We start from the raw sequence: 25,004 nt of genomic DNA, 5'->3' as shown, positions 1-25,004 counted from the left end.
ACGACCCTCGCATGGCCGTCATCCCAGCGAAAGCTGGGATGACGAGCTGAAGCAGGTCGCGAAAGCCCTTCCACGCATACGGCATACTCCGCCGCATGAGGGAATCCACCGTCGATTCAACCACGCAGCGCCATGCCGAGCGCCGCTTGCTGCCGGATTTCTGCAGCCTGCCGGTGATCTTCGCGTTGCTGGTGGTGGGTGCGATCACCGTCACCGTGATGTGGCTGGCGCCCAACAACAGCCACGACTGGCGTGGCTACAGCGTAGGCATGCTGTTCGCCGACTGGCTGGCGCTGGTGATCGGCGTGGCGCTATGCAAGCTGCGCCCTTTGCTGCAACGCCTGCCCGGCCACTCGCCGTATGCGAGCGTGTGGCTGGTGATGGTGCTGATCGTGGCGGCCGGCAGCGCACTGGTGCACTGGATGGACGGCGCCATGCAGATGGATCTGCTTCACGACAGCACCGGCGATTTCGTCGGCAACAACACACTCATCGCCGCCCTGCTCGGCGCGGCCATGCTGCGCTACTTCTACTTGCAGGCGCAGTGGCAGACGCGCCTGGCGGCGGTCACCACGGCGCAGGTGGCCGCGTTGCAGGCGCGCATCCGCCCGCATTTCCTGTTCAACAGCATGAATACCGTGGCGGCGCTGGTGCGTGTCGATCCCGCGGCGGCCGAACGCACGGTGGAAGATCTGTCCGAACTGTTCCGCGCGGCGCTGGGTGAGCACGCCACGCGCGACGGCACGCTGGGCGAGGAACTGGGTCTGATCGATCGCTATCTCGACATCGAACAGCTACGACTGGGCGAGCGTCTGCGCATTCGCCGCGAACTGGATGATCTGCCCACCGCTTACTCCTTGCCACGCTTGCTGCTGCAGCCGCTGGTGGAGAACGCCGTGCGCCACGGCATCCAGCCATTGCGCGAGGGCGGCGAGGTGATCCTGCGCGGACGTCGCGTGCGTGGTGGCATCCTGATCGAGATCGACAACCCGCTGGTCGGCAAGCCCACACCGGGCGGCCATGGCCATGGACTGGACAACGTGCGCCAGCGAGTGGCCTATCGTTATGGTTCGCGCGCCCGCGTCACGGCCGGCCCCGAAGGCGACCGCTTCGTGGTGCGACTGCAACTTCCGGAACAAGCAGAACAAGCCGATGCGCGTACTGATCGTTGATGACGAACCCCTGGCCCGCGCGCGCCTCGCTGCTTTGTTGAGCGAGTGTGGTGACGTGGAGGTTGCCGGCAGCGTGAGCGATGGCGAGGCTGCGCTGGATGCACTCGGCGATCTGCAACCGGACCTGTTGCTGCTGGACATCAACATGCCCGGCATCAGCGGTACCGCGCTGGCCCAGCGGCTGGCCGGGCGCAAGCGTCCGCTGGTGGTGTTCTGCACGGCCTACGAAAGCCACGCGCTGCACGCCTTCGACCTTGGCGCTGTCGATTACCTGCTCAAGCCGGTGCGCCTCGAACGACTCAACGAAGCCCTGCAACGCGTGCGCCTGCGACTGCAGCAGACGCCACGCAGCACGGTCGGTTACCTGCACGGGCGGCTGCGCGGCGAACAGGTGCGCGTGGCGCTGGACGATGTGATCTGCCTGCTCGCCGAGGAAAAGTACGTGGTGGTGCAGCACCGCGGCGGCCAGCTGCTGCTGGAAGAATCGCTGCGGCAACTGGAAGAGGCGTACCCGGACACGCTGATTCGCTTGCACCGCAACTGCCTGGTGCCATCGCAGCGACTGATCGGCCTGAAGACCCTGACCGACGGCCGCGTACTGGCCCGGCTCAGCGGTACCGAACTCACTCCCGAGGTGAGCCGGCGCAACCTGCCGACGCTGCGCAAGCTGCTGCGCATGGGGTAGTGCCGGTTTCCCGCGTATTCGGCGCCATGCAGCGCGCAAAGACCTGCGCTGCCGGCCTGATTACGCGACAATAGGGCTCCCCGACGACGCCCCGCGCGCCGCCTCCACCGAGATCAACATGACGCCATCCATCCTGCGCATCGCCACCCGCAAGAGCGCGCTCGCCCTGTGGCAGGCCGAGCACGTCGCCGCCGAGCTGCGCGCCATACACCGCGGGCTGGTGGTAGAGCTGGTGCCGATGTCGACGCGGGGCGACGAGATCGTGGACAAGCCGCTGGCGACCATCGGCGGCAAGGGGTTGTTCCTGAAGGAACTGGAAGTGGCCATGCTGGAAGGCCGCGCGGAGCTTGCCGTGCATTCGCTGAAGGACGTGCCGTCGGAGCTGGAGCCCGGCTTCACCCTGCCCGCCATCCTGCCGCGCGCCGATGCGGCTGATGCCTTCGTCAGCAACGACTACGCCAACCTCGCCGCGCTGCCGCTCGGTGCGCGCGTGGGCACGTCGTCACTGCGCCGTCAGGCGCAGCTGCGCGCGGTGCGACCGGATCTCACCTTGCTGGATCTGCGCGGCAACGTCGGCACGCGTCTGTCCAAGCTCGACGCCGGTCACTACGACGCCATCGTGCTCGCCTGCGCCGGGCTGGAACGGCTCGGCCTTTCCGCGCGCATCCGCAGCCGCCTCGCCCCGCCGGACTGGTTGCCGGCGCCGGGCCAGGCAGCCATCGCCATCGAAGCGCGCAGCGACCAGCCGGCCGTGCTGGAACTGCTCGCCGCGCTCGACGATGCACAGACACGCCTCGCAATCACCGCCGAACGCGCCATGAACCACGCGTTGGGCGGCAGCTGCACGGTGCCGGTGGGTGCATGGTGCACCGTCACCGAACATGGGCTGCATTTGCGCGGCATGGTGGGCGACGTCAAAAGCGGTCGCCTGCTGTTGGCCGAAGCCCAGGCGGAAGGCGACCAGGCCGCCACGCTGGGTCAGCGCGTGGCCGACGCGCTGTTCGAGAAAGGCGCCGGTCCACTACTGGCTCAGTAAACACGCTTTTCTGTAGGAGCGCACCCTGTGCGCGACAAACCTATGGAGCGGTAACGCCATCCTCCGCGGTCGCGCACAGGGTGCGCTCCTACAAGAAGAGCCAGCCTTCTTAGAAGTTGTAGACCAGATTGGTCGTCAGCAACGTATCGGTGTTCTGCGTGCCTGGCTGCGTGTCGCTGTTGTAGCGCACCTGGTAGCCAAGCTTCAGCGCCATCTTGCGGGTCATGCTGACCGACAGGCCGATGTCGTTCTGGTAGTACTTGTTCTTCGAGCCTGTTTCGAGCAGCAGGGTGTCTTCCAGCGCGGTGTTGTCGGTGAGGCGGTACTTGTAGTTGACCAGACCGCGACCGACGATTTCGCTCTGCGTATCCTGCTGCACCTTGACGTTCGCGCCGTTCACCGTCTCGTCCAGATCGGCCGGACGATAACGCTTGTAACCGGGGCCGGCTTCGAACGACAGCTCGGTGCTCTCGGTCTTCAGCGCGATATAGCCGTAGCCCACCGAGACGATGCCCTGCCACAGGTTGGCGCCGAAGTCGTCGTGCTCGTAGCGCGTGGCCGTCACGATGTAGCTGCGCGGGTCGAGCTTGAAGCCCACCGAGGCGCCGGCGTCGTAGCGGTTGGCGGTGGTGGTGAGGCGGTCGACCTCATTGCCCTGCTGGTCCACCACTTCAACCTCGCCCTTCGAGCGCAGGCCGTTGAGGAAGAAGTTGTTTTTCCACATATCGTTTTCCTGGCTCAAACCAAGCTTGGCGTTGATGTTCTCGGAGCGGGAATTGCCGTGGGCCGAGGCGAAACCGAATTCACCCGAGCCCGTCCAGCCACCGTTGTCGGCCGGGTTGGAAGCGGGCGAGTTGGCAGGCGCGTCGTCAGCCAGCGCGCCAAAACTCACCAGCGCCGCGAGCAGCGCACCCGCCATCAGGGTCTTCTTCATCAAATTCGTTCCTTTTTCGTTAAACAAAAGCAGGTCGCCACCTTAACGAGGTGGATTGAACTGCCTGTGAACAGGGCGGCTTTTGTAAGGCGCAAATGGCGCCAGAGCGCCGTTTCAGCGGCTATCGGGGAGTGCCGCCAAGGCACCATCATACAAAGTCAGCTCGATGGCCATACCGATCATGCATATCGCCGCAGCTACCAGGGCGATCAGCGACCGGCCATCGTAGAAACTTGCCGCCAGCAATGCGAGGCACGGCACGACGTAGGCCAGCAGGGCGGCGAGGTAGCGACGCGGCTGGAATTCGAGCCGACTCCGCGGTCCGGGCATGCGATGCAGCAAGGCCTGCCAGCGCATGCTTTCCACCAGCCCCCGCAGCAATGCCAGCAGCAACAGACTGACGATCCATGCCCAGAGACGGCTGTTGCTTTCGCCGTTGTCCTGGCCCGCGGCACACATCCATAGCCATAGGCCGCCGCCATAGGCGGCCGAAACCACCCGGCTGAGCGGCAACTGCGTGGCTAGTCGAACGTCGAGACCGGGGGCACTTCGCTTGGCGTCGCCATGCGATGTGATGATGAGGCTGGCCAGGCTGCAGAGTGCGAGCGCCGCACCCGCCAGGCGCGTGGCCCAGAATGCATTGTCGCCACGCGCCAGGCCAGCCACGGCGAGCGCAGGCAGGACCGTGGCGAGTGCGATCAACGCATCACTCGTGGGTCGCGCGCCCTTCCCGATGTGCCAGCCGTACCAGCTTGGCATCCAGCGCAAATGCAGGCTCGCGGCCAACAATCCGACACCCGCCAGCAGGCCGCCCAGGGCAAGCGGCACCAGCACATCGCCGCGGCCGTCCGAAAAAACGCCCACCGCCAGGGCAAGCCCGACCAGCATCCACAAGCCGAAACCGTCGAATGTGGAGACCTGCAGCAGCATGGTCACCATCCGTCGGGGACGGATAGGCGGGGAGCCTTCATCGCTGCTGGAGGCAGCATGCTGCTCGGAAACGCGGCGTTGCTTCATGAGTTTTCTGTCTTTTACGCGTGAAGGCCGGATCATGGGTGCATGACTACCGCGTGATCTGGCCGGCGTCCGCCGTCTGGTGGACTTGCGGCAGCCGCCAACGGTGCGCATGCTACGCGGAGGCTGCCGTCGAAAAAAATTTCATGGATCGTTACGAGCGCATTCTCACACTGCACCGATTGCTCAAATCGGCGCACTACCCGGTGCCCCTGCCGCGCCTGATGGACGAGCTCGAATGCTCGCGTGCCACGCTGTATCGCGACGTGGCGTTTTTGCGCGACGCACTCGGTGCACCCATCGAAAGCGCAGGCGGCGAACATGCCGCGTTCCGCTATGCGGTGGGCGAGGGCGAGCGTTTCGAACTGCCCGGCCTCTGGCTTACGTCGGACGAACTGGCTGCGCTGCTCGCGCTCAACGAACTGATCGGGCGCAGCGGACCTGGTGTACTTGCGGGTGCGCTCGCGCCATTCAAGGCGCGCATCGAACATCTGCTGTCCGATCAGGGAAGTGGCAAGGCGCTGCCTATCGAGCGCATCCGTGTGATCGCATGGGGTGAGCGCAAGCTTGACCAGCAAGTGTTCCGCATCGTCGCCGGCTCCGTGCTTGAGCGCAAGCAGCTGCACTTCCGCTATCGCGCGCGCACCACCAACGCAGACAGTCATCGCAAGGTGTCGCCGCAGCGGCTGACGCATTACCGCGACAACTGGTACCTCGACGTGTGGGATCACGATCGCGAGGCGCTGCGCAGCTTCGCCGTCGATCGCATCGCCGAACCGCAGGCGCAGAACGAACCGGCGCGCGATGTACCGGAGCAGGAACTCAATGACGCGCTTGCCTCCAGCTACGGCATCTTCGCCGGCAAGCCCAAGGCGTGGGCCACACTGCGCTTCTCGCAGCATGCCGCGCGCTGGGTGGCCGACGAACACTGGCATTCGCAGCAGAAAGGCGAATGGCTGTCCGACGGTCGCTACGAATTGCAGGTGCCCTATTCCAACTCCAAGGAACTGCTGATGGACGTACTCAAGTACGGGCCGGATGCGGAGGTGGTCGCGCCGCTGTCGCTGCGCGAGGAAATGAAGATCCAGCTGCAGCTGGCATTGGGCGGTTATCAGCAACCACCGCGCTGAAGACGCACCACGGTATCGATGGATAGGGCCATTCCGGTGCGGGCCGGGATGACGACACGCTCGCGCGCGTGGATGCCGGCAGGCTCCAAGGCTTGCCATCGCACCGCGCCGAGGCGAGGCTAGGGTCTCCGCCCGCCGCCACGCCACAGGTTCCATGAAGCTCACCGACATCGCCGAATCCTCAGCCATTCCCGCGGAAACTGTTGCCACCCGCAAACCGACCGTGGCGCTCGCACTTGGTTCCGGCGGAGCGAAGGGATTGGCCCATATCGGTGCCATCGAGGAGATCGAAGCGCAGGGCTACGAGATCGTCGCCATCGCAGGCACGTCGATGGGTGCACTGGTCGGCGGCATCTACGCGATGGGCAAGCTGGATGTGTATCGCGAATGGGTGTCCGCGCTGGCCAAGATGGACGTATTGCGGTTGGTTGACTGGACGCTGTCGGGCGGTGGCCTGATCAAGGGCGAGCGCATCATCGAGACGCTGCGCGAACTGATCGGCGATGCCTGCATTGAGGAATTGCCGCTGGCCTTCACCGCCGTCGCCACCGACCTGGATCGCGAGCGCGAGGTATGGCTGACGCGGGGTTCGCTGTTCGACGCGATTCGCGCGTCGATCGCCATCCCCACCGTGTTTCGTCCGCACACGCTGTCGGAGCGCCGGCTGGTCGACGGCGGGTTGCTCAATCCCTTGCCGGTAACGCCGTTGATCCGCGAAACGGCTGACTACCTGTTCGCCGTCAGCATGGATGGTCCGCCGGATACCGCCACGCCGGAGGAGATACCGGCCACAAACCCTGAGACGTCGAACGGCTATCGCGCGCGCATCGGGGATTTCATCGGCAAGTTGATTCCGCATGGAAGCGTGAAGCCACGTGAACCGAACATGCTGGAACTGCTCACGCAATCGATGGACCTGATGCAGGCCAATCTCTCGCGCCTGCGCCTGGCTGCGTACGAGCCGGATCTGTTGATCCGCATGCCGCGCAACGTTGCCAATGTGTACGAGTTCTATCGCGCCCGCGAATTGATCGAACTGGGCCGCATGCAGGCCAGGCGCGCGTTGACCGACTGGGAGCCAACGCATCGCGGCAAGTTCATGCCCAACCCGTAGTAGCCGCCGGCCTCATTGAGGCCCGTGAGCCTTGAGCCATGCATCGAGATAGCACTTCAGTGCGACCGCGTTGTTGTGCTCCTCATCGCGAGCACCGAACAACAGTGTGATGCGGTGGCGCGAGGCCTGTGTCGCCAGCGGCCGCCAGTATTCCGCGGCGGCATCGAGCTCGGTGGCGTAGCGATGACGGAAGCCTTCCCAGCGCGCCGGATCGTGACCGAACCATTTTCGTAGCGCAGGCGACGGCGCCAGTTCCTTGGTCCACTCATCGAGCGCGGCGTCTTCTTTCTTCAGCCCGCGTGGCCACAGGCGATCGACCAACACGCGATAACCATCGGACTTGGCAGCAGGCTCATAGACGCGTTTGACGACGATGCTCATGCCAGGGCGGCCTCCGCAAAGCGGAAATGATCAGCATACGCCGATGAAAAATACGTCGAGGCCCAGCGACGCTCTCCTGCAGGAGCGCACCCTGTGCGCGACCGCAGCGTCGCCGACGTGCTGGGTCGTCGCGTTTCGGATGCTCCGTCGTCACCGCTTCACCAGCCACCCTGGGTGGTGGGCTTGTCGCGGACTGGGTGCGCTCCGGCAGAAAGCGGTTGGCGACTCAGATTTCCTCGACCTGGGTCACCTTGCCACGACGCATCAGCCAGGCCACGCCGCGCAGATCGGCGATGCCTACCCAAAGGCGATCGAGCATGCCGTACTTGGAGGTGCCCGCCGTGCGCGGACGATGTCCCACCGGCACGCTGTTGCTCTGGAAGCCCGCGCGCTTGACCAACGCCGGCAGGTAGCGATGCATGTGGTCGAAGTAGGGCAGGCGAAGGAACACTTCGCGGTCGAACAGCTTCAGGCCGCAACCGGTATCGGGGGTGCTGTCTTTGAGCATGCGCGAACGCACCGCGTTGGCGACCTTCGACGAGATGCGCTTGTTGAAACTGTCGCGGCGCGTGGTACGCCAGCCGGCAAACAGGCGCACGTTCGCGGCCGCGCTTTCGCGCGAGGCGAGCAGCTTGGGAATATCGGCCGGGTCATTCTGGCCATCGCCGTCCAGCGTGGCGATCCACGGTGAACGAGCGGCGCGCACGCCGTTCCACACCGCGGTGCTCTGTCCGCTGCGAGTGAGGTGACGCACGATGCGCAGCTCCGGGTAGCTCGGCTTTTCGGAGGCAAGCACAGCCACGCTGTCGTCGCTGGAATCGTCGTCCACATACACGATCTCGAAGTCGATCTTGCCGCGCAGCGAGGCGGCGATTTCGGCGAGCAGCGGCGGAATGTTGTCGCGCTCGTTGAACACCGGCACGACGACGGACAGTTGGGGCATGGGGAGGGCCTTGTCTGGAACAGGGGGCGCGTGGCGCCAGGGCGCCATTCTAGTGGGTGGAGGGCTTGGCGTCAGGAGCGGGTTTTCTGCTTCGCTCTTTCTGTAGGGGTGCAACCCTGTGCGCGACCGGCGTTACCCGGCCTCCCCTATCGTCATCCCTGCGAACGCAGGAAGCGCTTTTCAACAGCCGAAGGGCTGGTCATCCAGTGACTTTCGTTCTTGGTTCGACTCTTCCGCCAGTGTGCCGCCTACGACCGAAGGAAGTCCCCGTGGGACGCGGCGGGCGTTTCGATCGCCTGCCGGTGACCGAGTCACTTTTCTTTTGCTGGCCCAAAAGAAAAGTAACCCAAAGAAAATGGCCTTAAGGGCTCACAGCGATATGCGGAATACAACCTTTGGCTGCCGAGGATTTCGGCCACGATCCGTGCTACCTCAAGGACCGCGGCTACACCGCGACGCGTCGGAGCACCGAGGGCTTAAAGCGAAGCGCATTCTCTGCTCCCTCTCCCCTCCGGGGAGAGGGTTGGGGTGAGGGGCCAGTCTTGCCCCAGTCCCTGCTTCACACTTTCCAGCAGGCCGGCAGGGAGAACTCCCTCGCCTCGCCTTTCAGCGGATCTTGCCGAGAATCCCTTCCAGCTCGTCATTGCTGTGGTAATGGATCACCAGCTTGCCGCGCCCGCCGCGCCCTTGCGCCAGCTCCACGCGGGTGGCAAAGCGCTCGGCCAGCTGGCGCTCCAGGTCGGCGATGTTGGGGTCGCGCGAGGGTGCGCTCTTGGCCTTGCCCTTGGGCGCGGTCTGCGCACGGCGGGCGGCGTCTTCCAGCTCCCGCACGCTCCAGCCTTTGCGCGCCGCTTCCAGCGCGAGGCCTTCGGCCAGGCTTTCGGGCAAGGTCAGCAGGCAGCGGGCGTGACCCATCTCCAGCTTGCTCTCATCGAGCAGGCGCTTGATCGATTCCGGCATCTCGGTGAGGCGCAGCATGTTGGACACGGAGGCGCGCGAACGGCCCACCGCGTCGGCGGCTTGCTGGTGAGTGAGGTCGAAGTCGTCGATCAGGCGCTTGAGCGCATCGGCTTCTTCCAGCGGGGTGAGGTCCTGGCGCTGGATGTTCTCGATCAGCGCCATGGCCGGTACGGCCACTTCCGGCACGTCCTTCACCAGCACCGGCAGCTCGGACAGCTGCGCGCGCTGCGCGGCGCGCCAGCGGCGCTCACCGGCGATCAGTTCGTACATGTTGTTGCCGATGGCGCGAACCACCACCGGCTGGATCAGGCCCTGCGCGCGAATGGAGGCGGCCAGTTCGTCCAGCGCCTCGTCGTCCCAGTGGCGGCGCGGCTGATACTTGCCCGGCTGGATCCGCTGGATCGGCAGCGTACGCAACTCGCCTTCCTGCTCCAGCACCGACGGCGCGCCGGTGTCGTCGCCACCGCCCAGCAGGACGTCGAGCCCGCGTCCCAGGCCCCGTTTTTTCGCAGCGGACATACTTACTCCTGATGGACGTCGACGATATCGTCGAGCGTCTCGTCTGCAAGGCCGCCGTGGGCGGTGTCGTCGTGCAGCATCGGCGTCACCACTTCACCGGCAGCCGCGGCGGCTTGCCCACGTTCGCGGCGAATCATCTCGCCGGCCAGGCCAATGTATGCGATGGCACCGCGCGAGCTGCGGTCGTACAGATGGATCGGCTGCCCGTGGCTGGGTGCCTCGGCCAGGCGCACGTTGCGCGGGATGATCGAGCGCAGCACCTTGTCGCCGAAATGCTTGGTGAGCTGCGCGGATACTTCGTTGCCCAGGTTGTTGCGCACGTCGTACATGGTGCGCAGCAGACCTTCGATCTCGAGCGCGGGATTCAACCGCTGGCGCACCGCCTTCACGGTGTCGAGCAGGCTCGAAAGGCCTTCCAGTGCAAAGTATTCGCACTGCACCGGAATCAGCAGGCCATCAGCCGCCGTCAGCGCATTGAGCGTGAGCAGGTGCAGCGACGGCGGGCAGTCGATCAGGATGGTGTCGTAGCGGCCGACGATCTTGACCAACTGTTCCTTGAGCCGACTCTCGCGTGCGATCGCGTCCATCAGCTTCAACTCGGCAGCGGTGAGGTCACCGTTACCGGGCAGCAGGTCGTAGTTCGCCTCGGTCCTCACGATGGCACGCTCGATCGGCGCTTCTTCCAGCAACACCTCGCAGCCGTTGGGCTTGGCCTCGTGTTTGTCCACGCCCGACGCCATGGTCGCATTGCCCTGCGGGTCGAGATCGACAAGCAGCACCTTGCGCTTGGCAGCAGCGAGCGCGGCAGCGAGGTTGACGGCGGTGGTGGTCTTGCCGACGCCGCCCTTCTGGTTGGCGACAGCGATGATGCGGGCCATGGTGTCGTCGATACCGTGAGGGAGTGAAAAGGGGGCTAGATTAGCAGCCTGCCCGGCCGAGCACGACGAGATGGCGCTCACCGCCCACGTCCGGCACCCGCAGCACATGAATGGCTCGCACATCGAACCCGGCCGGCACGCCCGCCAGTTCCTCCTCCGGATGCCTGCCCTTCATGGCCAGCCAGATGCCGTCCTTGGTCAAAAGATGACCACCCCAGGCCAGCATGTCAGCCAGGCTGGCGAAGGCGCGTGCGGTGACGCAATCGAACTGGCCCTCCACCTCTTCCACGCGGGACTGCACGGCCCGTACGTTCTCCAGCTTCAGCGAGCGGATCGCCTCGCGCAGGAAGCGCACCTTTTTGCCGTTGGAGTCCACCAGCAGCACCTGCCGCTGCGGCGCCGCGATGGCCAGCGGGATGCCAGGCAGGCCGGGACCGGTGCCCAGGTCCGCCAGCGTCTCACCCTGCACGTACGGGGCGATCGCCAGCGAATCGACCAGATGGCGACTCACCATTTCGGCCGGATCGCGGATGGCGGTGAGGTTATAGGTGGCGTTCCAGCGCGCCAGCAGCGCCTGATAGTCGAGCAGGCGTTCCACCGCATCCGCCGGCAGCTGCAAGCCAAGCGCGGCGATGCCGCGTTCCAGCCGGGTTTGCAGGTCGTGGCGGGAGGTCATCAGGGAACACCTTGAAGAAACGGGGCCGCAAGTATCCGGGCGCACCGCCCGCGATGCCAGCGTGAGGACAAAGAAAAACCCGCCGAAGCGGGTTCAAGGGTCTCCCCTGAGCGGGCCGTTCTGGGACGGCCTTCGCCATGTGCCTGCCAACTTTGACGTCGGTCAGGCGAATTCCAGCTCCACGCGGGTCACCATCATGCCGCGCTCGCGCAGCGAGCCGTTCATGCTCTGCTTGAGGCGCGAAACGAGGTCACGACGGTTAGCGCTGAAGGCCTCCGGCTCCAGCCGCAGCGCCGCCAAGGCACCGCCGCGGATCAACTGGTCGGCCTGTTCGATCACCGCATCAGCCCGCTCCGGTTCCAGCACCTGCCAATAGACGGTGCCGCGCACGTCGTGCGCATCCGGCAGCAGCTCCTCAAAACGCAGCACCTGGCCGCTGAGGTTGATGTGGTGCTCCACGTGGTCGATCAGCGGCAGCGCCATGTGCACGCCGGGCTGCAACAGCCGATAGGGTTTGCCGCGCCGGTAGAGGCTGTGCACCTGGTCGGCCGGCACACGCTTGACCGCGTTGGCGAACATCGCGAGCAAGGCCAGGACAATGAGTGTAATCAGGGCATTCATGGCAATAAATACAGCTAGTTATGTGTGGAACTTTCGCAAAGACTGTAGGTTGATAGTACAGCCGCTTGCGTCCCCTTGGATTAATGCCAATTTAACGACGAACTAAGACCTTCTTACAATTGGTCATTCGGGCTATGTGCCTGATTTTGTGACCCAAGTGGCAGGCACAGAGGGCATGCATCGACCGCGCCAACGGGCGCCTTCATGCCAGATTTTCCCCTACGAAGTTTTAACGGCAAGGGACATGTGACCTTGAGCGCCCCCGCTGCCACGCGCGCACGAAAAAGCGTTCCGGCCGGAGCCAGAACGCTTCTACGCGTGGAGAACCGAGAGTCTTAGAACTTGCCTGCGCGGAAGTCCGCGATGGCCTCGTGGATCTGCTCAGGCGAGTTCATCACGAACGGCCCATAGCGGGTCACGCTTTCGTTGAGCGGATGACCGGCCACCAGCAGCACGCGAGCCGCCGCGTCACGGCCGGCGACGCGCAGGCTGCCACTGCGCGACAACACGGCCAGTTCGCTGCGTGCCAGCAGTTCGCCAGCCACGTCCGCGTCCGTGCCGTCGAACACGTAGGCAAATCCGGCGTGGCCTTCCGGCAACGCAATGGTGACGGACGCGCCCGGCTGCACTGCGATATCCAGATAGATCGGCTGGGTGACGATCTCGGCGACCGGCCCGCTCACGCCATCGAATTCACCGGCAATGACTTTCACCTCGACACCTTCGGACGGGCGTACCACCGGAATGCGTTCGGGGCCGATGTCCTGGTAGCGCGGCGCGATCATCTTGTCCTTCGCCGGCAAGTTCACCCACAACTGGAAGCCCCACATCAGGCCGTCTTCCTGCTCGGGCATTTCCGAATGCAGGATGCCGCGGCCGGCGGTCATCCACTGCACGCTGCCTGGCACGAGATCGCCACTGTTGCCGTGGTTGTCGTGGTGCTTCATGTGGCCGGCGAGCATGTACGTCACCGTCTCGAAACCGCGATGCGGATGCTCAGGGAAGCCGGCAATGTAGTCGCCCGCCTGGTCGGAACGGAATTCGTCCAGCAGCAGGAACGGATCGAGCATGTCCAGCCCCGGCTGGCCGATGACGCGCTTGAGCTTGACGCCCGCACCATCGGAGGTGTCGATGCCGCGAATGCGACGAAGAATGCTGCGTTCGGTCATGGCCAGGCTCCCGTAAGTTGACTGCCCGTCATGATGATGCCGCGCGTGCCCGCGCCCAAGACGTGAAACGGGAACGGATTGTTCGCGAAAAGCGAGAGTGCGCGAAGAGACGCAAGAAGTAAGGGACACCCCGGCGTTAACGACACGCCCGCGTCTCACCTCTGCTCATCATCCCTGCCCTCAATGCACCCAATGCCCGCTGCGCTGACGCGGCGGCGATGTTTCCGGCTCCGTCTCCTCGTCGGGCCGCACGGCGGCTTCGACTTCGGCCTCGGTCACTGGATGCTCGTGCCAGTACTGGTTCACCGCGCCGAGCACGGTCGGTACCTGGGTGAGGCACTCGTCGTATTCGTCGTCGCTGAGCTTTTCGAATTCCGCGTCGGCGTTGAGGACGCCTTCATCTACCGCCAGCGCCATCACCGGGCCGAGCAGTTCCATCAGCTGCGGATCGTCAGCCAGGCGCTTTTCCCACAACCCGGCGTGCAGGTCGATGCCGCGGCTGAAGCCTTCGCACCAGCCGGCAGCGGACAGCACGGGGCCGGCCTCGGTATCCACCTCGCCGAGGATCGGCTCGTAGGCCTCGACGTCCAGTTCAGCGCTGATCGAATCGTTGAGCTTGGCCAACAAGGCCAGCACGCGGTTGCCTTCGGTCTCGTCCGCGAAGGGCTCGTGCAGCACTTCGGGCAACCATTCTTCCGGCAGCACCTCTATCGGACCTACCGACAGTGCGGAGAGCAGGCCGTGCACACCGTCCAGCAGCAGATCGCCGTCGCCAACGTGGGCGCGCAGGTATCGGTCCAGTTCGTCCAGCTCGTTGTCGTCCAGCGAACTGGGCCAATCGGTCTTGGGTGTATTCATCAGCAGCCTGTTTGCAAATCGGTCACGCGCGACCGCATTTCTAGATATCCAGATCCACCGTTACTGGCGTGTGATCGGAAGGTCGTTCCCAGGTCCGCGGCGTGCGGTCGATGCCGGCTGCCTTCGCCGCGGATTTCAGGGCGTCGCCGATCAGGACCAGGTCGATGCGCAATCCCATGTTGCGCCGGAACGCAGCCTGACGATAGTCCCACCAGCTGAAGTGTTCGCCGTTCGGTTCGAACAGACGGAAGCTGTCGTGCAGGCCCAGATCGGTGATGCGCTTGAGTGCTTCGCGCTCCGGCGGCGAGCACAAAATGTCCTCGCCCCAGGCCACCGGATCGTAGACGTCACGGTCGTCCGGCGCGATGTTGAAATCACCCAGCACGACCAGATTCGGATGACGTTCGATTTCGCGAGCGAGGAACTCCCGCACCTTCGCGAGCCAGTCCAGCTTGTAGTCGTATTTTTCGTCACCCACCGCTTTGCCGTTGACCACGTAGAGATCGATCACGCGCACCCCGCCAATGGTGGCGGCAAGGATGCGTCGCTGCGGATCGTCCAGCTGCGGAATGTCGGTGACGACGTCCTCGAAGTCGCCGTGCGCATCGGCGCGCGCCAATAGCGCGACGCCGTTGTAGGTCTTCTGGCCGGAGAACACCGCGCGATAGCCCGCCGCCGCCAACTCATCGACGGGGAACTTCGCGTCTTCCAGCTTGGTTTCCTGCAACGCCACGACATCTGGCTGCGCATCGGCGAGCCATTGCGTGAGGTGCGGCAGCCGCACCTTCAGCGAATTCACATTCCAGGAGGCGATTTTCATGGAGTCATTGTAAGCGATGGATGCGCCGGAACCGCCGCCCGTTGCGAGGCGGCGGCGTCGGTCAGGCGAGACCGTGGCTCTTCAACAACGCGTCCGGCTCTGGCTTGCGGCCGCGGAAAGCGATGAAGCTTTCGATCGCTGGACGACTGGCGCCGACGGCGAGAATTTCGCGGCGGAAACGGTCGCCGGTGGGACGATCGATCACGCCGTGTTCCTCGAATTCGCCAAAGGCGTCAGCGCTGAGCAACTCGGCCCACAGATAACTGTAGTAACCCGCCGCGTAACCGCCGGCGAAGATGTGCGAGAACGCATGCGGAAAGCGTTGCCATGCGGGCGGATGCAGCACGGCCACCTCGTGGCGCACTTCCTCCAGTACGCCGATGGCGCGCGCACCCTGCGTCGGGTCGTATTCCAGATGCAGCCGGAAATCGAACATGGCGAATTCGAGCTGCCGCACCAGAAACAAGCCAGCGTGGAAGTAACGGGCCGCCAGCATGCGCTGGAACAATACGTCGGGCAGGCGTTCGCCGGTTTCGTAATGGCGCGCGAACAGGTCCAGCGCCTCGCGATTCCAACCAAAGTTCTCCATGAACTGGCTGGGCAGCTCCACCGCATCCCATTCCACGCCGTCGATGCCGCCGATTGACGGCAGCGCGATCTCGGTCAGCAGGTGATGCAGGCCGTGGCCGAATTCGTGGAACAGGGTGAGCACGTCATCGTGCGTGAGTAGTGCGGGGCGACCTTCGGTGGGCGGCGCGAAGTTGCAGGTGAGGAACGCCACCGGCAACTGCTCGCTGTCGCCGTCGCGGAAGCGGGCGCGGCACACGTCCATCCATGCGCCACCGCGCTTGCCGGTGCGAGCGTAGAGGTCGACATAGGCACCGGCGAACACGCGGCCATCCGCATCGCGCACGTCGTAATAGCGGACGTCCGGATGCCACACGTCGACGCCTTCGCGCAGGCTGAGCGAGATGCCGTAGAGACGCTGGGTGAGATCGAACAGGCCATCGATCACCGAGGGCAGCGGGAAGTAGGGCTTGAGCTGCTCTTCGTCCAGGTCGTACTGCTGCTGGCGCAGCTTCTCCGAGGCGTAGCCGACATCCCAGGATTCAAGGTTGTCGAGCTTGAGCTCGTTGGTGGCAAATTCGCGCAGCTTGGTCAGCTCGGCGCGCGCGACCGGTTTGGCGCGCTGGGCCAGATCGTGCAGGAACTCCATCACCTGTGCGGGCGAACCGGCCATCTTGGTGGCCAGCGATTCCTCGGCCGCATTGACGAAGCCCAGCAGCTCGGCAGCTTCATGGCGCAGCGCCATGATGCGTTCGATGCGCTCGCTGTTATCGAACCTGCCCGCCTGCGGTCCCTGGTCGGACGCGCGCGTCTGGTAGGCCCAGTACACGCGCTCGCGCAGGCCGCGGTTGTCGGCGTAGGTCAACACGGCCTGCACGCTGGGCTGCTTGAGAGTGACGAGGTAGCCGTCGAGGTTCTGTTCCTTGGCGTACTGGCGCAGCACGGCGCGACTGGAGTCGGGCACTCCGGCCAGGTCACGCTCGTCGGTGATGTGCTCGTGCCAGGCGTCGGTGGCGTCGAGCACGGCATTGGAGAATTCGGTAGAGAGGCGGCTCAGCTCGACGCCGATCTCGCGATAACGGGAGCGTGCGGGTTCTTCCAGCGCCACGCCGGACAAGCGGAAATCGCGCAGCGCATGTTCCACCAGCGCGCGTTCGGGGCGCGGCAGGGCGGCGAAGTCCGGCGCATCGGCCAGCGCCTGCACCGCCTGGTAGAGCGCGCGGTTCTGGCCCACCTCGATGGCGTGCTCGGTGAGCTTTTCTTCCGCCGGACCGTAGACCTTGCGCAGCGCCTCGGTGTCGGCCACCGAATGCAGATGGCTCACCGGTGACCAGGCTCGCGCCAGGCGTTGTTCCAGCCGTTCCTGCGTAAGCATCACGCTGGCGAAGTCATGCGGTGCGCCGGGTGCGGTCAACGCATCGATGCCGGCGCGGTAGTCGGCCAGCAGGGTGTCGATGGCGGGCGTGACCTGCTCGGGCCGGATCTGCGAAAACGCCGGCAGTGCGTCGTCGGCCAGCAGCGGATTGTCTTGTTCCATGAAATCTCCTCCAGTCGTCCGCCAGCGTGGCGACGCACTCTGGCGAAATCAAGCGCAGGAACCTTCCCGGACGGGCCCGCGCTCACGATTTGTCATATCGCCCGCCTAACCTCGCGCCATGCCCATGCCTGATTTCTCCGCCCTGCTGCGTCGATGCGATGTGTTTGGGCACCTGGAGGACGAAGCGCTTGCCGCGCTGGTCCCTGAACTCCAATGGTTTTCCCTCCCCGGCGGCCACACGCTGTTTCGCCAGGGCGACCCCGCGGACGCGCTGTACCTGGTGGTAAGCGGCAGCCTGGGCGTGTTCGAAGGCCCAACCGAGCGTGTCCGTCTGGTGGCTGCCGGTGACAGCGTGGGGGAGATCGGGCTGATCACCGGCGAAGGGCGCCAGTACACGGCCCGGGCACTGCGCGATTCGGAATTGCTGCGGCTGGACCGCACCGCCTGCGAGGCACTGGCGCGGCAGCATCCGCAGGCCATGCTCGGTGTGGCGCGGGTGGCCATCGCCCGCCTGCAGGCGCGCATGCGAGGCGACGAGAACCCGGGGGCACCCCGCACGTTCGCCCTGCTGCCGGCCAGCGCAGAGGTGCCCGCCCGCTCCCTGGCCATGCAACTGGCGATGGAGCTAGAGCAGTGGGGCAACTGCATCGTGATCGATGCCGAACATGGAGCCGACCGGGGCAGCGACTGGTTCGCCGAGCGCGAAGCACAGGCGCGTTTCGTCATCTACCTGGACAGCACCGGCGACAACCATTGGCGACAACGCTGCCTGCGCCAGGCCGACGTGCTGCTATTGCCCGCACTCGCATCGCAACCGGCACGTCCCTGGCCGGAAGCGATGCCGAGACACCCTTCGCACGCCGGCCATCGGCCCCGTCACCTGATCCTGCTGCACGCCGGGAGACAACCCAGCCTGGGCGCCGCCCAACGCTGGCGGGCGCAGTTCAGCGGCGAACTGCAGCATCACCACGTGGGTGGCCGCGCGGACATCGCGCGGCTGGCGCGGTTGGTGAGCGGGCATGCGCGAGGGCTGGTGCTGGCTGGCGGCGGCGCACGTGGCGTGGCGCACCTGGGCGCACTGCGCGCCTTGCGCGAAGCGGGCCACACGTTCGATGCGGTAGGTGGCACCAGCATCGGCGCCATCATCGGTGCCAGCGTGGCCGCGGGCTGGGATCTGGATGAGATGGTGGAAACCTTTCGCCGCAGCTTCGTCGAGGGTCGCCCACTGTCGGACTGGACGCTGCCGATCGTGGCGCTCACCCGTGGCCGGCGCGCGGCGGCGATGTTGCGGCGCGCGTTCGGCGCGCTCGATATCGAAGACCTCACGCTGCCGTTCTTCTGCGTGTCCACCTGTCTTTCCGGCGAGGGCATGGTGGTGCACCGACGTGGCCCGCTATGGCTGTGGCTGCGTGCATCCAGCGCGATTCCCGGCGTGTTGCCGCCGGTGCTGCACCAGGGCCGCGTCTTTGTGGACGGCGCATTGGTCGACAACCTGCCCACGGACGTCATGGCCGACGACGGCATCGCGCACATCACCGCGCTCGATATCCGCGCCGACATCTCGCTGCTCACCACCGCCGAGGAATTCGCCACGCCCCCGTGGTGGCAACTGCTGCTGCATCGCCAGGAAATCCGGCGGCCGGGATTGGTATCCACGCTGGTGCGTGCCGCCATGGTCAACAGCGAAGGCCCGAGCGAGCATCGACGCGATCGCGCCGACCTGCTGATTACGCCGCCGCTGGAGCACATCGGCATGCTGGACTGGAAAGACTGGCAGCGCGCGATGGATTCAGGCTATCTGCACACGCTCAAGGTGCTCGAAGCACACGACAAGAACATCCCGTAGCGGCAAGGGCGGTACCATAGGCCGATGGATCCACTACGCAAATACAAGGGCATCTGGCCCACCCTGCATCAGCGCGTCTATGTCGACCCGATGGCCTCCGTCATCGGCGCGGTCGAACTCGCCGACGATGTATCGATCTGGCCCGGTGCGGTGCTGCGCGGCGACGTGAACTTTATCCGTATCGGTGCGCGCACCAACGTGCAGGACGGTGCCATTGTCCATGTCACCCACGATGGCCCGTATTCACCGGGCGGCACTCCCACCATCGTGGGCCAAGGCGTCACGGTGGGTCATGCCGCCGTGCTGCACGCCTGCACCATCGAGGACTACTGCCTGATCGGCATGCATGCCGTCGTACTCGACGGCGCCGTGGTGAAGAAATACGGTTTCGTCGGCGCGGGCAGCGTGATCCCGCCAGGCAAGGTGGTGGGCGAGCGCGAACTGTGGCTGGGTAATCCGGCAAAGATGGTGCGCCTGCTCAGTGACAAGCAGGTCGAGCAGCTGCATTACTCGGCCGATCACTATGTCCGGTTGAAAGACGAGTATCTCGCCGCGCAATGACGGCGCCGCGCCACGTTCTGTCTCTCTGCAGCCGGCATCGGCTTCGCAGCCCCACCGCTGCTGCGGTGTTCGGCGAATGGGCGCAGCTCGAAGTGGATTCGGCGGGTCTGGCTGACGATGCGGAGACGCAGCTTTCCGCCGATCAGCTCGACTGGGCCGACACCATCGTGGTGATGGAAGCCACCCATCGCCGCCGTCTGCAGGCGCGTTACGGTGCGCGACTGCGAGGCAAGCACGTCGTTTGCCTCGACATTCCTGATCGCTACGACTTCATGCAACCCGAACTGGTCGAGCTGTTGCTGAAGAAGGCGGGACCGTTGCTGCGTTGATGCGCTTACTGCATCGAGCCGCTGTTCGCCGACTGCTGTGCCTGGATAACCGCGGCGCGCGCTTCGTCCTTGCGGATCTGGATCTGACGTTGCGCATCCAGCTTGCCGCCCAGCAGCGAGAGGATGTAGTTGGTGCCGTCGAATTCCCGCAGCAGTGAGAGCTCGCGCTGCGCTTCGTCCAGACTGTTGTCGTTGATGGCTCGTTCCACGTCGGCCGACGCTACGGGAAACGACTCGTGCAACTCTTCCTGCGCCACCTTGTTGTTGGGGTCGAGCTGCAGCACGCTGAGGTAAAACTCATAGGCATTGCTGCCCGCGGGCGCTACCAGGCGCTTTTCGCTCTCGGCGGTCTTGGCCAGGTCGAGCAGAATGCCAACGCCACCGTCGTCCTTGCTGCCGGACGCCTGACCGTCCGCCGACGCCGTGGTGCCGCCCTTACTGCCATGCGACCACCAGAAGGCGGCGCCGGCCACAACGGTCAACGCGATGAGGGAAGCGACAACAAGCACACGCCGGTTCGGCGCAGGGGAAACAGGACTGGACATGGCACCGCTGCAATGGGTCGACCGCGCACAAGGTCACCTGCCCTCAGGCGCCCCGACGGAACTGTCACATTAGCGGCGCCAGATGTCAGCGATGTGACTTGTCTGGACGTCCAAACCGACGCAACCCGCTCAACTGAAATGACCACCAACGATGCGGCCGTCCTTGTCGAGCTCGGGGTAGTAGCGGCTGTTGTTGGTGCGGATCTCCAGCGTGATGATGCTACCGGGCATCACCAGCTGCACGTCCGGATACGTCGCACGAAATTGCTCCGGCGTGGGACGGGTGGCAACGAAAGCGTCGAACGCCTTCATGTCGGTGACGTAGCCATGCACGGGCGTGGGCGTCGGGTGAGTCATGTCGTGACAACCTCCCAACGCAACTGCCATGGCGAGCGCAGCGGCGGCGAACGAGCGATGCATGGCATTCCTCCGTGACAAGCCTCATCCGATTATGTGCCTGTCGCGCCGGTCACCCGTTCAAAGACGGAACTCGATGCGCTGACGCACCTGGGCCGCCACCGGCTTGCCGTCTTGCATGCCCGGGGTGAACTGCCAGCGTGCGACGGCGGCGAGCGCGGCACGATCGAAGACATATTTGGGATCGGCATCGGCCACGCTTGCACCGCTCACCGAACCGTCCGGCTGCACGACGAAAGTCACGTCGACCCAGCCTTGCCGACGCGCGCGACGCGCCTCGGCCGGATAGGCCGGTTCGACGCGGCGGGTGAGCACTGGCGTGGCGCCACTGGTGTCCGCCACCACCACGTTGCGCGTGCGTGCGACCGCGCGTGGCGCCGCTTCTACTGACGTCGATTCGACATGCAGCTGAGCGATGGTCTGTTCGGCCGAAGTGAGGTTGGTCGTGGGTTTGGCAGCAGGCGCGGGCGGGGCGGCTGGCATTGCCGCTGGTGCGGCGGGTGGTGTGGGCGTTGCGGCGTGGCTGACGGAAACTACCACTGGCGCCGGTTGTTCGCGTCTGGCCGATTGCTGGACTTGCAGTTCCTGCTGCGCGACGGCATCGCGCTGCGCTTGCAGCTTGGATTGCAACAACGTCAGCGTGTAGTTATGCGGATCGGCGCGTGTCAGTAGCTCGATCTGGCGCTGTGCGTCGGCATCGTTGCCGTCGTTGATGGTTTGCTCGGCCGCATGCGCGGCAAACGGGAAAATTTCCCGCAGCGCGTCCTGCGCTACGCGGTTGCCAGGTTCGCGCTGGAGTACGGCCAGGTAGAGTTCGAACGCGTTGTTGCCGGCGGGTGCCAACAGGCGCTGCTCGGCTATGGCCTGGCGCGCGTGCTGCAGCAGCGCGTCCGTGCCGACGCCTTCACGCACGACCGGCCCTGTGGCCGCCACCACCGCGGGTGCCTGGTCATCCATTTCGGCACGGGACGTCAGCAGCCAGAAAATCACCGCGGCTGCGGTGACCACCAGGCCAAGCACGATGAGAAAGGTGTAGCGGGCAACACCTTGGGTACGACGCAGGGAGGCGTGTGACATGGGCAACGCGAAGTGGGCGAGGGGACCCGACGCACTAGCGCGCCGTCAGGGCGCGCCAGCTTAGTGAAGCCATGTTGCGAAGATGTTGCTGGTTGTCGCGAGCCGTGACGTGGCTCACACGCGGCGAACGGGGTTTCGCCGCATGTGAGCCACCACGCACCCGAACTCAGCGTCCCGGCAGTAAAACGCTATCGGGCGAACCATCCGGATGCGCAAACCACGACACCCGGTTACGCTGATCGGGACAACCCTGGCCTGCGTTGTAACTTGCCAATGCGCCCGCCTGCGTGGTGAGCGAAGCGCGATAGCAACCGCCTAGCGAATCGTGGAAGGCGAATGACTGCGCGCTCTGCTGGCCGCTGTGGCTACTCAACGCACCGCTGGCGTCGAATACCAGCGTGTCTGCGCTGTCGACGGTGTTGTCCACGTCGGCTGCATACAACGTCATCCCGAACAGACGGCTCTCGGCATGCTGCGCGTAGCCCTGGTGCACGGTGGTCGCCGCACTGGTGTTGCCATCGCTGGTCAATTGCTGGTTGTAGTCGAGCGTGAACGGATAGCTGAAGTGCTCATGGCGCTCCACCGTGAGCAGGTTGCCGAGGCGGCTCTGGCTGACGCTGTCGGACCATGTGCGCTGCCAGGTCTGCTGGCGATACGTGCTGGCATTGATGGTGAAACCCTGGCGATCGTCGAAGCCCACGTTCTGCGTCACCGTGCTGGTGACGCGGCCATGCGAGGTCGTGGCATAGCCTTCAATGACGAAATGCCGATCGAGCCGGGTGGTGATGTCACCGGATACGTCGCCATTGCTCGCGGTAGCCAGCGTGCTGCCGATCACCGACGTCGGCGCCTGGCCCACCAGCGTGTTGCGTGTGATCTTGCCGGTTACCTGCTTTGCATGCGCATCGCGATACACCAGCAACGTCGCAGTGGCGGAGAAATAGCCATGCGCGCCTGCCACCTGCAAGGCAACCTCATGCGCATTGCCGTCGCTGAGCTGGCCAACGAACGGTGTGAGGTCGACGCGGTACGGCATGAAGTTCAACGTCTGCACGCCCGGCGTGGGGCGCCACAGATACGGATCGATGCCGCCGGTGTAGATCCACGGATACACCGGTGCCACGCCCGCCGGCTGGCCGTCGATACTGATTTCTGCTTCGCGGAAATTGCCGCCGCCACATTCCTCGGCTTGCGATGCGTACTCGTCAGGCACGCAGGTGTACCAGAACTCATCACCGCCCTGGCTTTGCGTGAACACGTCCAGGTAGGCGCGTTCCACGTTGCGTGGCAACGTGAGTGTACGCGCCAGCTTGTCCGTCGATGTATTCAAGGTGGTGGTGCTGCCCACCGGATCGCTACCCAGCGGATACACCACGTCGGGCACGTCCGCCGCGCGGGCTCGCGCGGTAGCGGGATAGAACAGCAAGCGCGCGCTGCCGTGAATCACCCCGGTGTAGGTGCCGTTCACCACGTTGCCGATGATCGCCTGCCCTTGCCCGGCGTTGCGCAGCAACGTGGCGTAGTCGGTAAGGTCACGCTCCACATGCCACGCGGGCGACACCGTGGCCGACGGCTCCTGCGTGGTACCGAAGTAGAGGTTCACACCGCCGAGCCACAACGTAGCAGTGCGGTCGAACTGACGACCGGCCGTCACCGAGAAGTCCGCTTCCAGCACCACCTTCGCCCAGGCGCCCGTGCAGCTGGTGGGCGGCGCGTAGCTGTAAGGCCGCGTGTTGAAATCGGTGAACGTCACGTCGGTGAAGAGTGTCACGACGCAGGGCTGACCCGGCGGACGCGGCACCGACGGATCGGCCGTCACGACATTGTTCGAACCAATCACCGGATCGGCGCTGGCCTGCACGGCGAATCCGCCGACCAGCATAGCCAGCAGCCCTGCAGCCACCACGCGATGGCGGACAAAATCCCCAGGCACCATGACGTTCACTCCCCGTGATGTGCCCCCTGCGCTGGGCACGCTAGCACGGGTATGTGGCGCGCGGACGTCCATACGTCCATTGCGTGAGTGGCTCTGCCGATCTGTGACCAGCGTTGTGAAAGCTTCGTCAGGCCGCGCGACTCGCGGCTTTGAGTGCCTTGAGATAAGCCATGGCGTGCCGGACGAAGTGCCGAGCAGACTGCGGGGCGCGCGGGCTGGCAGAAGATCGCGCAGCGATTCTCATGGGTAAGCTGCACGCAGCGCACACCGGCGGGCTTGCCCTGCGGCATGCCCGGTATCGGCGACGAGATCGAGGGCGCGATGCAGCCGGCGCGGCAGCTCAAGTGTTCATTGCTGGGACCGGCGCCGGCACATCGCGCCGTTCAGCTGTACTGCTTGCGCAGTTCGACGTACACCGGATCGGTGTCGGGTCGCTTGCCGTGCCACCCTTCGAAAGCGTCGGCAGCGGTTTCTACCAGCATGCCGAGGCCGTCGAAGGCGTAGCGTGCGCCGGCCGTGCGCGCCCAGGCGAGAAAGCCGGTGGCGGCCTTGCCGTAAGAAAGGTCGTAGCACAACGCGCGGTTACCCACGATGGCGAACGGTAGATCCAGCAACTTGCCCAGTACGCCGGCCGAGGTGGCGTTGACGATCAGGTCGAAGGCGCCGAGGTCGGCCAGGTCTTCCCAATAACGCGTATGCGCGCGCTCCGGGTCGCCGATGGCGTCGGCCAGCGCATCGGCGGCTTCCGGCGTGCGGTTGACGATGGTGAGTGTCTCCACGCCCGCGTCCAGCAGCGCCCACGCCACGCCATGCGCAGCGCCGCCCGCACCGAGCAGCAGAGCGGTGTGGCCGCGCAGATCGACACTGTGGCGTTCGGTGATGTCACGCACCATGCCTTCGCCATCGGTGTTGTGCGCGGCAAGGCGCCCGCCCGGCAGGGCAGTGAGCACGTTGGCGCTACCTGCACGGCGCGCCGCCTCGCTGCTTTCGTCGGCCAACCCGAACGCCGCCGCTTTGTGCGGCAGCGTTACGTTGGCGCCGCGACCACCGTCGGCAAAGAACCGGCGCACGGCGGACTCAAACTCCGCAGGCGCGGCATCGATGGTGCGGTACTCCAGCTTCAGCCCGAACTGACGGGCGAAAGCCTGGTGGATCTGCGGCGACAGCGAATGGCTGATGGGGTGGCCAAACACCGCGAACTGTCCTGCACTCATGTGCGCTCCTCATGGCTTCAATTCGCGCCCGGATGGATCCGAGCGGGTCCACCCATTTTAGCGGG

Annotated in this window: 25 protein-coding genes; 8 read left to right on the top strand and 17 right to left on the bottom strand. The window is 65.1% G+C overall.

The window, feature by feature from the left end:
- The first annotated feature begins 95 nt into the window (after nt 1–95).
- The 3 genes from AC3CBN_RS04910 (at nt 96) to hemC (ending at nt 2,893) form a co-directional block, all read left to right on the top strand.
- Nucleotides 96–1,172: a sensor histidine kinase gene (locus AC3CBN_RS04910; RefSeq protein ID WP_488635703.1), complete on the top strand. Its 1,077-nt coding sequence runs from the start codon at nt 96–98 to the stop codon at nt 1,170–1,172.
- Nucleotides 1,153–1,857, top strand: coding sequence for a LytR/AlgR family response regulator transcription factor (locus AC3CBN_RS04905; protein ID WP_488635702.1), 705 nt, complete (start codon nt 1,153–1,155; stop codon nt 1,855–1,857). Before AC3CBN_RS04910 ends, AC3CBN_RS04905 begins: the two co-directional genes overlap by 20 nt.
- Before the next feature lie 118 nt (nt 1,858–1,975).
- Nucleotides 1,976–2,893 (top strand): hydroxymethylbilane synthase, encoded by a 918-nt coding sequence (hemC, locus tag AC3CBN_RS04900; RefSeq protein WP_488635701.1) that lies wholly within the window; start codon nt 1,976–1,978, stop codon nt 2,891–2,893.
- Between the two features lie 109 nt (nt 2,894–3,002).
- Here hemC and AC3CBN_RS04895 read toward each other — a convergent pair whose 3' ends face one another.
- Together AC3CBN_RS04895 and AC3CBN_RS04890 are read right to left on the bottom strand one after the other, a co-directional pair.
- On the bottom strand, nt 3,003–3,827 hold the full coding sequence (locus AC3CBN_RS04895; RefSeq protein ID WP_488635700.1) for a DUF481 domain-containing protein: 825 nt from the start codon (nt 3,825–3,827) through the stop codon (nt 3,003–3,005).
- Nucleotides 3,828–3,941: 114 nt separating this feature from the next.
- Nucleotides 3,942–4,844: a hypothetical protein gene (locus AC3CBN_RS04890; protein ID WP_488635699.1), complete on the bottom strand. Its 903-nt coding sequence runs from the start codon at nt 4,842–4,844 to the stop codon at nt 3,942–3,944.
- Nucleotides 4,845–4,987: 143 nt separating this feature from the next.
- Between AC3CBN_RS04890 and AC3CBN_RS04885 the strand changes: the two genes are divergently transcribed.
- On the top strand, nt 4,988–5,971 hold the full coding sequence (locus tag AC3CBN_RS04885; RefSeq protein WP_488635698.1) for a helix-turn-helix transcriptional regulator: 984 nt from the start codon (nt 4,988–4,990) through the stop codon (nt 5,969–5,971).
- Nucleotides 5,972–6,125: 154 nt separating this feature from the next.
- A complete protein-coding gene (locus AC3CBN_RS04880; protein WP_488635697.1) occupies nt 6,126–7,085 on the top strand; it encodes a patatin-like phospholipase family protein in 960 nt (319 codons plus the stop codon).
- Nucleotides 7,086–7,097: 12 nt separating this feature from the next.
- On the opposite strand, the gene AC3CBN_RS04875 is transcribed toward AC3CBN_RS04880, so the two are convergent.
- The 10 genes from AC3CBN_RS04875 to AC3CBN_RS04830 all read right to left on the bottom strand — a co-directional run bounded on the left by AC3CBN_RS04875 (nt 7,098) and on the right by AC3CBN_RS04830 (nt 17,014).
- The gene (locus AC3CBN_RS04875) at nt 7,098–7,466 is read right to left on the bottom strand and encodes a DUF488 domain-containing protein (protein WP_488635696.1); all 369 of its coding nucleotides are present in this window, start codon (nt 7,464–7,466) and stop codon (nt 7,098–7,100) included.
- Between the two features lie 226 nt (nt 7,467–7,692).
- Nucleotides 7,693–8,409, bottom strand: a complete 717-nt coding sequence (locus tag AC3CBN_RS04870; RefSeq protein ID WP_488635695.1) for a glycosyltransferase — start codon at nt 8,407–8,409, stop codon at nt 7,693–7,695.
- A 606-nt stretch (nt 8,410–9,015) separates the two neighbouring features.
- Nucleotides 9,016–9,888 carry a ParB/RepB/Spo0J family partition protein gene (locus AC3CBN_RS04865; protein ID WP_488635694.1) on the bottom strand — a complete coding sequence of 291 codons (873 nt, stop codon included), beginning with the start codon at nt 9,886–9,888 and terminating at the stop codon, nt 9,016–9,018.
- A 2-nt stretch (nt 9,889–9,890) separates the two neighbouring features.
- Nucleotides 9,891–10,766: a ParA family protein gene (locus tag AC3CBN_RS04860; protein WP_488635693.1), complete on the bottom strand. Its 876-nt coding sequence runs from the start codon at nt 10,764–10,766 to the stop codon at nt 9,891–9,893.
- A gap of 40 nt (nt 10,767–10,806) precedes the next feature.
- Nucleotides 10,807–11,442 carry a 16S rRNA (guanine(527)-N(7))-methyltransferase RsmG gene (gene rsmG, locus AC3CBN_RS04855; RefSeq protein ID WP_488635692.1) on the bottom strand — a complete coding sequence of 212 codons (636 nt, stop codon included), beginning with the start codon at nt 11,440–11,442 and terminating at the stop codon, nt 10,807–10,809.
- A gap of 162 nt (nt 11,443–11,604) precedes the next feature.
- Nucleotides 11,605–12,063: an SPFH domain-containing protein gene (locus AC3CBN_RS04850; RefSeq protein WP_488635691.1), complete on the bottom strand. Its 459-nt coding sequence runs from the start codon at nt 12,061–12,063 to the stop codon at nt 11,605–11,607.
- Between the two features lie 335 nt (nt 12,064–12,398).
- The gene (locus tag AC3CBN_RS04845; RefSeq protein ID WP_488635690.1) at nt 12,399–13,232 is read right to left on the bottom strand and encodes a pirin family protein; all 834 of its coding nucleotides are present in this window, start codon (nt 13,230–13,232) and stop codon (nt 12,399–12,401) included.
- A 180-nt stretch (nt 13,233–13,412) separates the two neighbouring features.
- Nucleotides 13,413–14,090 (bottom strand): YecA/YgfB family protein, encoded by a 678-nt coding sequence (locus AC3CBN_RS04840; protein WP_488635689.1) that lies wholly within the window; start codon nt 14,088–14,090, stop codon nt 13,413–13,415.
- Between the two features lie 40 nt (nt 14,091–14,130).
- Nucleotides 14,131–14,910 (bottom strand): exodeoxyribonuclease III, encoded by a 780-nt coding sequence (gene xth, locus AC3CBN_RS04835; RefSeq protein ID WP_488635688.1) that lies wholly within the window; start codon nt 14,908–14,910, stop codon nt 14,131–14,133.
- A gap of 61 nt (nt 14,911–14,971) precedes the next feature.
- Nucleotides 14,972–17,014 (bottom strand): M3 family metallopeptidase, encoded by a 2,043-nt coding sequence (locus AC3CBN_RS04830; RefSeq protein ID WP_488635687.1) that lies wholly within the window; start codon nt 17,012–17,014, stop codon nt 14,972–14,974.
- 124 nt (nt 17,015–17,138) lie between these two features.
- Here AC3CBN_RS04830 and AC3CBN_RS04825 point away from each other — a divergent pair, with 124 nt between their 5' ends.
- Genes AC3CBN_RS04825 through AC3CBN_RS04815 form a run of 3 tightly spaced genes read left to right on the top strand, consistent with a single transcriptional unit; the run spans nt 17,139 to nt 19,750 of the window.
- Nucleotides 17,139–18,860, top strand: coding sequence for a patatin-like phospholipase family protein (locus tag AC3CBN_RS04825; protein WP_488635686.1), 1,722 nt, complete (start codon nt 17,139–17,141; stop codon nt 18,858–18,860).
- 24 nt (nt 18,861–18,884) lie between these two features.
- Nucleotides 18,885–19,421 carry a gamma carbonic anhydrase family protein gene (locus tag AC3CBN_RS04820; protein ID WP_488635685.1) on the top strand — a complete coding sequence of 179 codons (537 nt, stop codon included), beginning with the start codon at nt 18,885–18,887 and terminating at the stop codon, nt 19,419–19,421.
- Nucleotides 19,418–19,750, top strand: a complete 333-nt coding sequence (locus tag AC3CBN_RS04815; protein ID WP_488635684.1) for a low molecular weight protein tyrosine phosphatase family protein — start codon at nt 19,418–19,420, stop codon at nt 19,748–19,750. The genes AC3CBN_RS04820 and AC3CBN_RS04815 overlap by 4 nt, the downstream gene beginning before the upstream one ends.
- A gap of 5 nt (nt 19,751–19,755) precedes the next feature.
- Here the strand turns inward: AC3CBN_RS04815 and AC3CBN_RS04810 are convergent, their stop codons facing one another.
- The 5 genes from AC3CBN_RS04810 to aroE all read right to left on the bottom strand — a co-directional run bounded on the left by AC3CBN_RS04810 (nt 19,756) and on the right by aroE (nt 24,939).
- Nucleotides 19,756–20,295 (bottom strand): hypothetical protein, encoded by a 540-nt coding sequence (locus AC3CBN_RS04810; RefSeq protein ID WP_488635683.1) that lies wholly within the window; start codon nt 20,293–20,295, stop codon nt 19,756–19,758.
- A gap of 129 nt (nt 20,296–20,424) precedes the next feature.
- On the bottom strand, nt 20,425–20,715 hold the full coding sequence (locus tag AC3CBN_RS04805) for a hypothetical protein (RefSeq protein ID WP_488635682.1): 291 nt from the start codon (nt 20,713–20,715) through the stop codon (nt 20,425–20,427).
- Between the two features lie 57 nt (nt 20,716–20,772).
- Nucleotides 20,773–21,789, bottom strand: a complete 1,017-nt coding sequence (locus AC3CBN_RS04800; RefSeq protein WP_488635681.1) for an energy transducer TonB — start codon at nt 21,787–21,789, stop codon at nt 20,773–20,775.
- Between the two features lie 166 nt (nt 21,790–21,955).
- Nucleotides 21,956–23,725: a peptide-N4-asparagine amidase gene (locus AC3CBN_RS04795; RefSeq protein ID WP_488635680.1), complete on the bottom strand. Its 1,770-nt coding sequence runs from the start codon at nt 23,723–23,725 to the stop codon at nt 21,956–21,958.
- A 383-nt stretch (nt 23,726–24,108) separates the two neighbouring features.
- Nucleotides 24,109–24,939 carry a shikimate dehydrogenase gene (aroE, locus tag AC3CBN_RS04790; protein WP_488635679.1) on the bottom strand — a complete coding sequence of 277 codons (831 nt, stop codon included), beginning with the start codon at nt 24,937–24,939 and terminating at the stop codon, nt 24,109–24,111.
- Nucleotides 24,940–25,004: the final 65 nt, after the last annotated feature.

The sequence above is a fragment of the Dyella sp. OK584 genome (assembly GCF_057787755.1).
Note: the sequence above shows the minus strand (reverse complement) of the source record. Positions and strands in the feature narration are given on the sequence as shown.